A 12,215-nucleotide genomic window follows, 5' to 3' on the forward strand; every position below is an offset into this window, starting at 1 on the left:
CACGCCAACGCGAACAAAGGAAGCGGCAGCGGAACGTTGCATACGTGTCCGGGATTGCGCTGGACACCTCCTGCATAGAAAGACTCGTCTCGCGCTGACCATCACGATCTATTACGTTTTCCGACGCTCATATGCAGGGTCCAGAACGACATCCGTTCGAAGTCGTACCCGATATCGGCCACGTGGTGCATTCGATTCGCCACGGAAGGCCTCCCGCTTACTCGCAAACTCCTAGCGAGGGCGGCTCGACACCGTGACTGGCCTTGAGTACGGCGATTCCGACAGCGGAGCGGGAATCGACTTCTAGCTTTTCGAGAATCTTTCCGACGTGAATGCGCACGGTCCAATAGCTGATGCTCAACTTTTTGGCAATCTGCTTGTCGGCCATGCCCTTGAGCAACAAATGGCATACCTCGCCTTCGCGCTGTGTGAGCGAGAATCGTTGCTGTAGCCACGCTGCCGAACCCACAGTGCCTGCGAGCAGATGCACACGGCATAGGCCCTGTCCACTGTTTTCCTCGTGAGTTCGTTCTACACAGACATTGAAGCCGTTCCATTGGTAGGGCCAAGAGGCTCCGAGCGATACCGACACCAGCAGTTGGTGCAAGACGTCCCGGTCGTGAGCCTCGAGTCCGGACAGGAGTGCGAGGGCGTTTCGATTCGGTTCAGGCTTTGCCGACGGTCGGACGATGAAGCTCGGATAGCTGCATTCCGTGAGCTCCGGCCAGCGGCGGGAACGTGCAACCAGCCGCAGCTGGTATTCGTTCACCAGGTGCGGGCGCAGTATGTTCAGCAGGGCCACCTCACGGTCTCCGAAGCACTTCCTTGGATCGCTGGTCGCGAATCGGTAGTCGAACTTCACGGGGCCTGCGTCGTGCAGAAAGAAATCGACACTAGAATATATCCGGTGCTTCGAAAGAAAGTCGCAGAAGTATTCGGTGTTGTGGAATGATTTTCGATCCATTAGCGCATCGCTGGGAGTCGGCTTGCACAATCCCTGCTGCAGTGGCCACATCGGATCGAGACGTTGGAAGTAGTTTTCATAGTCATGCGCAATTTGCGCATCACGCCCCCACTGCGTTGCTTGCTCGAAATTTCCGCTTACGGGATCCCATACTGCGTGCCCGATAAAGTCCGCATGCAGCAGAGCGCCGAGTTCTCGCACTACTTCCGGACGCTCGATGAACGATTGTGTCGACGGCTCATACAGCCGTGCAATAAAGCTCATCAATTGAAGCAGGTCCGCCGATGCAATTGTCATTGAAAGCTTCGAAAGAGGACTGGGGAGATAAGCCATCTATCGACACTCCACCAGGGCGCATTGAGTCGGTCACGGCCGAAATCCTTGTAAGGATTTCCTGTATTCGCCCTGGCGACGGCACGAAAAGTGTCGCACCGGAATCCCGTAGTCGCCACGCGAGGAGTGTAGCTAGTCATAGCTATGTTGGGTGTCGCGTCGCTGCCGTTATCGCCGCTAGCAACTTTGCCCGCATGCGTCGGGGCGCGTAACCGCAATGGAAAAATGCCATGAATCTAACTATTCGCAGCAAACTCTTATTTGTCATAGTCCTCTTGGTGGCTGGCATGATCGGCCTGAGTGCGTTCCTCCTCGCCAAGCTCGACCAGTCGAACCAATATGAGACCGCGCTCTATCAGCGGGATTTCCGTAACGAGGCGACCGTGGCGGAAGTCGACGGCCTACTCACGCGAGCCGACATCAATATCCTTCGCATGATCGCGATCGGGGACGCCGCATCGATTGCGAACTGGAAGCGGGAAAACGAGGATCGTTTTGTTGCGGCGGATAAGGCTTTGAATGACCTCGCCTCGAATAGCAGTAGCACTCAATCCGCAGCGATTGCCGATCTTCAAAACGCCTATCACCGCATGCGGGACGGCATGAAACATCAGGTCGAGCGAATTGAGGCAGGCGATATCAAGGGCGGGGCGGAGGTGAACCGGCTGGAAGTGAAGGACAATGCCAATCAGGTCTACGGCATCTTGTCGGATATGAAACGAGATCTGAACATCTCGGCTCAGAGCCGGGTGCAGGACAACCAGTCGGTCGTGACTCGGGCTCGGTATCTCTCTCTTGCGGTGGCTATCGTCGTTTCGGTCGCCGCTCTTGCGTTTGGTATTTACTTTGTTCGGTCTATCACGCAGGCGTTGCAGAACGCACTTCGGGCGGCGAACGACATTGCCGGCGGAAAGCTCGGCCACGAAATCGGCGTTGCGTCGAACGACGAAACAGGGCGGTTGCTGGATGCGTTCGGGAAAATGGACGTACAGCTCGCCAATACCGTCCGTGCGATCAAGGTCGCGGCGGAATCCGTTACGGTTGCGTCGCAGGAAATCGCGAGCGGTAACGCCGACCTGTCGGCTCGCACCGCGCAGCAGGCAGCATCGCTTGAAGAGACAGCCGCCAGCATGACGCAATTGACCGAAACCGTGAAGCAGAATGCCGACAATGCGCGTCACGCGAACGCCCTCGCCGCCCGGGCGACCGATATGGCCGACGCCGGCAACGACGCAGTGCAGGGCATGGTAGGCACCATTGAAAAAATCAGCGGCAGCTCAACGAAGATTTCCGAAATCACAGGTGTCATCGAAGGCATTGCGTTTCAGACAAACATCTTGGCGCTCAATGCCGCGGTGGAGGCCGCACGAGCTGGCGAGCAGGGGCGGGGCTTCGCCGTGGTGGCCAGCGAAGTGCGCAGTCTTGCGCAGCGCTCGGCCGCGGCGGCAAAAGAGATCAAGGAACTGATCGGTTCGTCCGTAGCTATGATCGAGGACGGGGCGAAACAGGCGGGAGAAGTCGGTGCGACGATCGGTGGGGTGAAGCAGGCCATCAAACAGGTCTCCGATATCGTCGGCGAGATTACCGCGGCGTCAGAGGAACAGAGTCATGGCATCGAGCAGGTCAATCAGGCCGTTTCCCAGATGGACGAAGTGATTCATCAAAATGCCGCACTCGTCGAGCAGGCAGCAGCGTCGGCGCAGTCGCTCGATGAACAGGCCAGGAATCTGAACATGGCGGTATCGGTGTTCAAACTCGCTGCGTGAGCCAGGCGCCGAGCATCGCCAGTCAGCTGAGCGACGATGTAGCGCGCCTGCGGTCGCTCAGCACGTGCTGAAAACTTTCCCTCGCAAATTTTTCTGCGGAACGGCCGCAGGTCAGTCACGTCGCGCGGGCAAGCGCCAGAGCGGCCGGCGTAAGACAGGCGGAGGTGCGGATGAGCTGCGCGGTGCCGGACAGCTGCCGCGAGTCCGTGCGCCGAGCGGGTGCCTATCCGTTCAGGTCCCGCATCAGTTCGCTGCAGATCCCCCTCTGTGCTAGTGCAAACCGCTTGCACAAAAAGCCATCGCGCCGAAATCGGAGTTTCCTCTCTGGTGACGGCGATCGAAAAAACGTCACGCGTTGTGCGAAAAACTGACGCAACGTCCGGCATCACCGTTCTAGGATCGAGTGCCCGCGCATCTAGTCTACTGCTGGGTGAGCCGCGATCGAGCGGACCTCGGAACCACTGGGCGTGAGAAAAGCTCACGCATCCGTGAGTTATTGTGGTTTGCGCGCGGAGGACGACGAGATAAATACTGCCTGACACATCGTTAGCGCTATCGAGTATCGGCCAGATCTCGAACGACGGCGATGATGCGATGGGCGACGGATGCGGAGCCGGTGAATTTCGCGAGCGGGGCTCATGCCATAAGAAGAGAAAGCTTCAATGTCTTCATTGAGTTCGCGTTTGATTGACCGGTAGCCGAGCTAGATAGTGAAGCTGCGGCCCCCCAGCCAGCACGGTGGCATAGGCAAATGTATCAGTTCCGTCGGCCCAGAGGCTGGCTAGCTGCGCAAAGCCAGTTGGCACTCGTCACCGACGAACGCAGACGTTGACAATTAGCGAACCAAAATAATAGATCGATGCCAAATTTGGAGGAGACGGACAGATGAACAAGGCTTTCAGAAAAGTAGTTGCGGTTGGCACCGCGTTACTGGCTGCGCCCGCTGCCCGTGCGCAATCGAATGTAACGCTATATGGGGTGACTGATGCTGGCGTGGTCTATAAGACGGGAGCGGGACCGCAGGGTGGCCGCAGCACGAGTGTTGTGTCAGGCGTCGAGTCGACCAACCGTTGGGGAATCAGAGGGATCGAAGACCTTGGTTCCGGCATCAAGGCTACTTTCACACTAGAAAACGGCTTTCGGATCAACAATGGAACAGGCATCAACGGCGGACAGTCGACGTCTACCACTGTCTTGTTCGACCGGGGGGCGACCGTTGGGCTATCAAGCGAGCGTTTCGGCGGACTTGAGCTCGGGCGCAACCGCTCGCCGTTCTACGAGTCATTAGTCGCGCTCGACGCAACGGGATTCGTCAATTTCGGTTCGCTCAACACGGTCTCATATCAGAATGGCAGCGGCTATAGCGGTGCTCAGTATTATTGGGTGGATAATTCGGTGAAGTACACATCACCGAAAATGGCCGGCTTTTTTGGTAGCGTGCTTTACGGATTTGGTGGAACACCGGGCAATTTTTTGAGTAAGAGCGTTATATCGGCCCGCATCAACTACCAAGTCGGTATCGCAACGTTAGACGGCGCTTACTTTCATGGGCGAGATTTAAGTGGCCTTACGGACAATTCTGTAGCGCAGGCCTACACCGCAGGGGCGAAGGTTACGTTAGATAGCTGGCAGTTTGCTGGAAACTTTACAAACTTCCGGAATCCTTCGAGCAATGCGAGTCAGAACTTTTATACCGCAGAATTCGCTTACAAGTTCGCGCCAGATCTAACTCTGAGTGGAGCTTATATTAGGTTGGCAGATCAGAGAAATGAGGACAGGAATGGAAGTCTTTATCGCATCGTCGTTGATTACTCGCTGTCGAAGGCGACGGGACTCTATGCTGCGGTGGGCTATGTGAAAAATAATTCTCGTGGCACTCTCGGCATCTTGAATTCAGTCCCAGCGGGAGGTCCAGGGCAGAATCAATTTGCGGCCGCTGCCGGCGTTCGGCATGTCTTCTAGATGGGAGCCTAACCTCTGGCGTCGACATGACGACGTCAATGGCTTGAGAGCCGTCTGCGGACGAAGAGAGGCGCGTGGTTTTTCGAAACGTTCCGCCAGCGACATCCGAAGCGGTACCTATGCCGCGTTTTACTGCCATGGCACTCGAGCGGTGGGGTGACTGTTATTTTCCTCAGATTAAGCGTCTGCTGGAACGATAGTTCACGACACCGCGCGGGTGCGTCGCCGGAATCTTTCCGGCCGTTGTCGCACATTCGACGAAGCGCCGGACCCGCCAGTGCGAAGATGACTGGTGGTTTCGTCAATTGACACCGCGTTCGCCGTGAGAAAAACTGACTCCCCGTTTGAGCGGTCGTAGCATTTGGATCATGAGTCGGCGTCTCCCCCCTTTAAACGCGGTCCGTGCTTTCGAAGCGGCTGGGCGTCATGCCAGCTTTACCAAGGCAGCGACCGAACTGAATGTTACCCACGGTGCTGTAAGTCGCCAAGTGGCGATCTTGGAGGAGTGGCTCGGCACGCCGCTTTTCCGGCGGACCGCGTCTCAAATCGTCCTGACTGACGCAGGGCGCTCGTACCTCGCTGAGGCAACGGCGGTGCTGGATCGCCTTGCGATCGCTTCCATGCACGTAGTTGATCAAGTCGCGCCGACCTCTCTCACCGTCAATGCGCCTCCGACATTCACCATGCGCTGGTTGATAGCGCGCATGTCTGGCTTCCAACGAAAACGACCCGACGTAGACATTCGACTAACGACGTCCATAGCACCCGTCAACTTCCGAGAGAATACATACGATATCGCTATTCGCGGCGCTCGAGAGCCCCTGCGCGACTGCGTGTCTATGCCGTTTATGACGGAAATAATCGTGCCGTTGTGCCATGTCGATCTACTGGAAGGCGGCCAACTGCAACATCCTGCCGACCTTGCTCGTCATACCCTAATCAATTACGTTACTGAACCTTATCCCTGGGACGAATGGCTTGCGTCCGCAGGTGTTCCAGACCTTAAGCCCGCTGGTCAGCTCAAGTTTGAGCAGATGTTCTTCGCACTGCAGGCGGCAACCGAGGGGTTAGGAATCGTACTTGCACCTCTTTTCCTAGCGATTGATGATATTTTGGCGGGACGCCTCTGCGCGCCTTTCGGTTCTCTCGCGGCTCGCTCGAGACAGTATTACGTTTGCATGGATCATAGAACCCCCCTCATTGAGAGCTTTCACACCTGGCTAATGAAGGACGGGCGCGACACCGAGCAGTCCATCGCGGCGTGGGCTGAGTCAGCCGGATGGGCTAAGTTCACGTCGATCGACTAAGCTCGCAGCGGTGCGATCACGGGCCGACGGCGCTATGAGCTGGTGCGGCTTTGCGGCCATAACGCTAAGCGCGATCTCCGGACTGCAACCCCACAGACCGCAACCAAGCTGGCGTTAGCTAAACTCACGCCGCGGCAGGTTAACTCGTTTGCCGCCCGATATGGAGTCGCCGCACCATGTATTGTGGAATCTGACTTCGGTCCGACGTCGAATCAGCTGAGCAAGAACGTGCTAGTCCGGAGTTGATCTTGCCAACTGTCTCGCACCGCCGATCGGAGCGTTCTCCAGATTGCTGACATTGGTCGTTTCGACTGGGTCATATTCCATTCGCGTACAGATGACGTGGCCTGAAGGCCCGGCGATGGCAATTTGTCGGCATCGACATCGATTGAGAGGTCGTCACGTCAATCTGTCTGTCACATGAACCGTCAGAGACACATTAGGTGGAGATAAGATGCGCCCAGTGAACATTTTTCAGGTCGCCGACGACGCCCGGCTTACACGCTTTCACGCATCTATTTTCGTGATGTGCTGTTGCCTGATTATCTCAGACGGATACGATCTAGCGATAGCTGGCATCGCTTTGCCGTCGATTATGAGTCAGTTATACGTCACACCAACGCAGGCGGGATTTATGTTGAGTTCTGCGCTTTTTGGAATGATGTTCGGGGCCATAGTATTTGGCATCATTTCCGACAGAGTCGGGCGGCGGCTGACAATGGTGCTCTGCCTGTTCCTGATCAGCCTGTTTTCTGTGGCTGCGGGCTTTGCGCACGACGCGCTGATCTTCAGTGGTGCGCGATTCATCGCCGGGATTGGTATCGGCGGCCTCATGCCTATCACGGTCGCGCAAATGGCAGAGTACTCGCCACGCAATATACGCAGCACATTGGTTACCTTGATGTTCAGCGGCTACTCCGTCGGCGGAGTATTCGCCGGTCTGATCTGCAAGTTCCTTTTGGTGCATTTTGGGTGGAGGACGGTTTTCTTTGCCGCCGGCTTTCCGGTCTTCTTGATTCCAGTGATTCTGAAGATGATGCCTGAGGCGTTTTCTCATCTGATTCGTTCACGGCGAGACGTGGAACTGCAGAACTTGGCCCAAAAACTCAACTCGCGGTTCGTTGCTCAGAGCGACGACGTATTTGCGCCGCCCAACGATTCACCATGCGAGCGTTTTACTGCCCGAGAGCTTTTCAGGGATGGAAGGAAAATCGGGACTCTGATGATCTGGGTGACCTTTTTTATGAACCTATTTATCGTGTATGCCTTGAGCTCCTGGCTTGTCAAATTGATGATAATTTCGGGCCACGACCTCTCGACTGCAGTGAATTTCGCCATGTTTCTTCATGTCGGGGCGATCGTAGGCAACATCAGCGGGGGGTTCCTCGCGGATCGATTGAACGCACGCGTTGTCCTGGTGGGTATGTATTTGATCATGGCTGCGTCGGTTGCTTGTCTTGGCCTAACATTGCCAGTGTGGGCGCTATCGTTTGTCGTCGCGATAGCGGGTGGGGCGACGATGGGAGCTCAAACCTTGATGTACGCGTTTGTAGGTCAGTTCTATCCGCCCTCGATCAGTGCTACGGGACTCGGTTGCGCATCAGGTATTGGTAGAGGCGGCGCGATTTCGGCGCCGATAGTTATCGGTGCATTGGTCGGCCACGCCTTTCCAATGTCTGCGAATTTTCTGGCAATTGCGCTACCGGCGTTGATCGCAGCCGTTGCGATTTCCCTGTCTGGAGGCAGAAAGAGGGAAGCGTCGATCTGCGCGCAGCGTACAGCGTAAAACAGACATTTCTTCCGAGCTTCGGCCGCGCCCCATACGTTAAAAGTAACGAGCAGCGCGGTCTCTAGGTCTCTGCAGTTCTCGCCTCCCGCGCGGTGAACAGACGAGACCGTCTACGACCGCTTACACAACCGCCGCGCGACGGCGTCCGGCTCAGTCGCACCTCTGAACGGTATCCCCGCGGTCCTAGACAACAGATGCGGTCGCCCCATTAACAAGCGACGTAGCATTATCGTCGGCAGTTGATTAAAGCAAGCGCGATTTCGCAACGGTGCGTCTGTCTCAATGGCTGAAGCGATTCGTGCTGTCGCTCCGTCTTTTAACTGCGAGGCGTGAGCGGCCGACAAAGGACTTGACCGGTGTCGTCTGTCACGCGACTCATGGTTGTTAGGTCTGGCATCAGCCAGTCGAACAGCTTATCTCGGCTGCCACGCAAAGATCGGGGCGGACTCTGCAGAGTGAGCGAACGTCACAGTGCGCAATGTCCACCGAATCGGACAAGTGAGGGCAAACAGCTAGCAGGAGATCGTGCGGGCTTCCAAATGGCCAGACACCGGCGCAAGAAAAACTCACGCAGAGGGAGTTAAACTGGTTTGTCGACTTCCTCTGGAATCCGTACATTGTGTCAACGGCCTCCGCCGTGCAACCAGTGGATATCAGGAGGGTTTATGAAGAAGCTTCGCGTAGCGGTTATCGGTGCTGGGATGGGTGGGCTCGCGACGGCCGCGGCGTTGCAGCGTAGCGGGATCGAGGCACATGTCTATGAACAGGCAGCCAAGTTCACACGTCTCGGCGCGGGCATTCAAATCGGATGCAACGCAATCAAAGTTATGCGCGAATTCGGTCTTGAACCGGTTCTGCGGAACGAATGCTTCTACCCGCGCTCGTGGAACAATAAGGAATTCGACACGGGCGAGGTGCGTTTCGACATGGAATTCGGCGCGCTTGCAGAGGAGCGATATGGTGCCCCGTATCTGTTGGGACATCGCGGTGATCTGCATGCTGCACTCGCAAGCGCCGTTAATCCGGCAACCATCAATCTTGGTCATAAACTCGTCGGATTCGAGCAGATGACTGATGGCGCCGTCCAATTGACGTTCGACGGGCAATCGCCGGTAACATACGACGCGGTCGTCGCAGCGGACGGCGTCCACTCGCTGGTGAAGAAAACGCTTTTCGGGCACGATGAGCCGAACTTCACTGGGCGAATCGCTTATCGCACTGTTTTTCCCGCATCACTGCTTAACGGGTATGAGATCGACGACTGTACGAAGTGGTGGGGCCCCGATCGCCATATTGTCATTTACTACGTCAAGCCTGATCGAAGCGAAGTGTATTTCGTCACGAGCCAGCCGGACCCGGGCTTCACTGTCGAAAGCTGGTCTGCGATGGGCGACGTTAAGGAACTGCGAGCGGCGTTCGAAGGTTTTCACCCGCAGGTTGGTCGAGTACTGGAGGCGTGCCCGTCGGTGCACAAATGGGCACTTGTTGATCGGGACCCGTTGCCCCGTTGGAGCGACGGCAACGTAACTCTGCTCGGTGACGCATGCCATCCTATGACGCCATATATGGCGCAGGGCGCCGCAATGGCGATCGAAGACGCCGCTGTTCTCTCGCGTTGTCTGGACGGCGTAGATCGAGACGGAGTCGCACAGGCGTTCCAGCGGTTTGAAGCCACCCGCAAGCCTCGAACGTCGCGCGTTCAGCTCAGTTCGCGAACTAACACGTGGCTCAAAGATCCTTCAAACCCGGACTGGGTCTACGAATACGACGCGTGGAATGTGCCACTTGCAGCAGCTACGGAGGTCGTTTGAGCCATGGCAGACAACGCAAACAGTTTTGTCGGGAGCGAGAAGTTCGAAAAAGGGCTGAAGACGCGCAGAGAAGTTCTCGGTGACGAATATGTCAACCGCTCGCTCAGTTCAGTCGATGCCTTGGGTTGGCCGATGCAGAAACTGGTGACCGAGTATTGCTGGGACGAGATTTGGAACCGCCCAGGATTGGATCGCCGTAGTCGCAGTCTGCTCAATCTTGGCATGATCGCGGCTCTTAACCGACCGCACGAACTGCGTGCGCACATTCGCGGCGGTATCAACAATGGATTGCAGCCCGAGGAAATTCAGGAAGTCTTCCTCCAGGTAGCGGTCTATTGCGGATTTCCAGCGGCGCTGGACGGATGGCGAATCGCCCGAGAAGTGCTTAAGGAGATGGGCTGTGATCAGTAAGTGTCCAGCAGTTGATAACGGCGAATGGACAGGGTTTGAGCGGCGTCAAATCCTTGTCAAGGGCTGCGAGTTATCGATACGCATCGGCGGGCGTCCGGACGGGGAAGTGGTCCTTTTAAGTCACTCGATCCTAACAAATAGTGCAATCTGGGCTACGCAGGCGCAGCTGCTTGTCAGTCTCGGCTTCCGGGTAATTTGCGTTGATACCAGAGGCCATGGGCAGTCGGCCGCCAGTGCTCCTCCGTACTCGATGGATAATCTAGTGGCGGACGTTGTGGCAGTGCTCGATGATCTCCGTGTATCACAAGTCCACTTCGTCGGCGTATCGCAGGGAGGAATGGTAGGCTTGGGACTGGGTGTTATACATCCCGAAAGACTGCTCAGTCTCCTCGTCGTGGCGGCTCGAGCGGACGCACCGCCGCTATTCGCCGCTGCTTGGGATGAGCGTGTTGCAATCGTCGAACGTAACGATAGCGTTGCTGAATTGGCCGAGCCGACTGCTGAGCGCTGGTTCGGAAAAGACTTTCTGCACGCGAACCCGTCAGTTGCGGACGCGCTTTCTCAATGCATCAACAAGACGTCTGCGAAAGGATTCATCGGTTGCGCCCGGGCAATACAAGGCCTGAATTACCTGTCGAGAGTCCCCACTATTTCGGCGCGGACGACGCTGGTGATTGGCGAGCTAGACGAGTTGCTACTGCAGCCGATGCGCGATCTAGTCCCTACCATCCCTAACGCAGTACTTCACGAGATAGCAGGGGCCGGCCATCTCCCGCAGATTGACCAAGCGGAAAGGTTTCAGGAAATTCTTCTTCTACATTTCCGAGACGCGTAGAAGAAGTCTCCAACCGTCGCCTCGACGCAACAGGGAAGGGGGAGGATGGAATGTTGTCGAACGCCATCTTCCATCCTGCTCTGAAGAACAGCGCGATGATGACATTTCTGATCTCGCCTATGCATAGTCGTTGTCGCTCCTCAACAAGAAACGCCATAAACGTAAGCGCGTCGCGAACGCCGTCTTGACGACGGTAAGCGCGCAAGAATCGACGTCTAGCACTCAGGGATCTGACCGTGCAGGCTATGTCCACTGATTTTCAGTGGACACCTTATGACAGAACAACACTCAGAATCGTCGTGCCTGAAGGTCGTCACCGTAGGCAAGGACGGCAAGCGCCGTTTTGATCGGCAAACCAAGCAACGGCTGGTCGAGGCGTGCCTTGAGCCAGGGGCATCAGTGGCGGGCCTCGCCCTAAAGCACGGCGTCAATGCAAACCTGCTACGCAAATGGATCAAGCTGCACCAGCAACGGCTGACCGACAGCCCAACTGAGTCGGCCACTGAAGCGGCGTTCGTGCCGGTCGTGACGATCCCAAGCGAACACACGCTCGTCGAGCGCAAAGCCGCGATGCCTGTTTCGCCAGCCGCGGATCGTGCAGCTGTATCGACATTGACGGTGCAGATGCCCAATGGCGTTACGCTTAAGCTCGAATGCGTCGGCAACGACGTGTCGCTACTGTCGGCAATGATCGAAACGCTTGGACGGTGCGATGTTCCGGCTGCACGATGAGCTGAAGGTGTATGTGCATCGCGATGCCGTTGATTTCCGTAAGAGCATCAACGGCCTTGCAGCGATTGTCGAGCAATCGATGAAGCTCGATCCATTCGCGCAAGCCGTGTACGTATTCAGCAACCAGCGTCGCGATCGCATCAAGATGCTGCTGTGGGACCGAAACGGCTTCTGGCTGCTGATGAACTATCTGGTTTCATACTACAACTCCTTCTGTCGAATCGGAGGGTTTTGATTTCTTTGTCGCCGACGCCGCCGCGGCCCGGTCAACGAGGCGATCCCATCGACTGCAATGTTTCATCGGC

The 12,215-nt window shown here is 56.5% G+C and carries 10 protein-coding genes; 9 read left to right on the forward strand and 1 reads right to left on the reverse strand.

All coding sequences use genetic code 11. The features are described 5' to 3' along the window. Nucleotides 1-217: 217 nt before the first annotated feature. On the reverse strand, nt 218-1,297 hold the full coding sequence (locus tag C9I57_RS28450; RefSeq protein WP_107153894.1) for a helix-turn-helix transcriptional regulator: 1,080 nt from the start codon (nt 1,295-1,297) through the stop codon (nt 218-220). A 230-nt stretch (nt 1,298-1,527) separates the two neighbouring features. On the opposite strand from C9I57_RS28450, the gene C9I57_RS28455 reads away from it, so the two are divergent. The 9 genes from C9I57_RS28455 (at nt 1,528) to tnpB (ending at nt 12,145) form a co-directional block, all read left to right on the forward strand. Next, entirely contained in the window at nt 1,528-3,063 is a 1,536-nt protein-coding gene (locus tag C9I57_RS28455) for a methyl-accepting chemotaxis protein (protein ID WP_107153895.1), read from the forward strand. Between the two features lie 885 nt (nt 3,064-3,948). Next, the gene (locus tag C9I57_RS28460; RefSeq protein WP_107153896.1) at nt 3,949-5,025 is read left to right on the forward strand and encodes a porin; all 1,077 of its coding nucleotides are present in this window, start codon (nt 3,949-3,951) and stop codon (nt 5,023-5,025) included. A 368-nt stretch (nt 5,026-5,393) separates the two neighbouring features. Then, the gene (gcvA, locus tag C9I57_RS28465; RefSeq protein WP_107153897.1) at nt 5,394-6,332 is read left to right on the forward strand and encodes a transcriptional regulator GcvA; all 939 of its coding nucleotides are present in this window, start codon (nt 5,394-5,396) and stop codon (nt 6,330-6,332) included. A gap of 454 nt (nt 6,333-6,786) precedes the next feature. Next, entirely contained in the window at nt 6,787-8,118 is a 1,332-nt protein-coding gene (locus C9I57_RS28470) for an MFS transporter (RefSeq protein ID WP_107153898.1), read from the forward strand. A gap of 668 nt (nt 8,119-8,786) precedes the next feature. Continuing rightward, on the forward strand, nt 8,787-9,932 hold the full coding sequence (locus C9I57_RS28475) for an FAD-dependent monooxygenase (protein ID WP_107153899.1): 1,146 nt from the start codon (nt 8,787-8,789) through the stop codon (nt 9,930-9,932). A 3-nt stretch (nt 9,933-9,935) separates the two neighbouring features. Next, entirely contained in the window at nt 9,936-10,343 is a 408-nt protein-coding gene (locus tag C9I57_RS28480) for a carboxymuconolactone decarboxylase family protein (RefSeq protein WP_107153900.1), read from the forward strand. Next, the gene (locus C9I57_RS28485; RefSeq protein WP_181321983.1) at nt 10,333-11,178 is read left to right on the forward strand and encodes an alpha/beta fold hydrolase; all 846 of its coding nucleotides are present in this window, start codon (nt 10,333-10,335) and stop codon (nt 11,176-11,178) included. The genes C9I57_RS28480 and C9I57_RS28485 overlap by 11 nt, the downstream gene beginning before the upstream one ends. Nucleotides 11,179-11,451: 273 nt before the next feature. Further along, nucleotides 11,452-11,910: an IS66-like element accessory protein TnpA gene (gene tnpA / locus C9I57_RS28490; RefSeq protein ID WP_107153902.1), complete on the forward strand. Its 459-nt coding sequence runs from the start codon at nt 11,452-11,454 to the stop codon at nt 11,908-11,910. Continuing rightward, on the forward strand, nt 11,891-12,145 hold the full coding sequence (tnpB, locus tag C9I57_RS28495; protein WP_107151034.1) for an IS66 family insertion sequence element accessory protein TnpB: 255 nt from the start codon (nt 11,891-11,893) through the stop codon (nt 12,143-12,145). The genes tnpA and tnpB overlap by 20 nt, the downstream gene beginning before the upstream one ends. Nucleotides 12,146-12,215 lie beyond the last annotated feature (70 nt).

Source organism: Trinickia symbiotica (assembly GCF_003028655.1).
GTDB lineage: Bacteria > Pseudomonadota > Gammaproteobacteria > Burkholderiales > Burkholderiaceae > Trinickia > Trinickia symbiotica_A.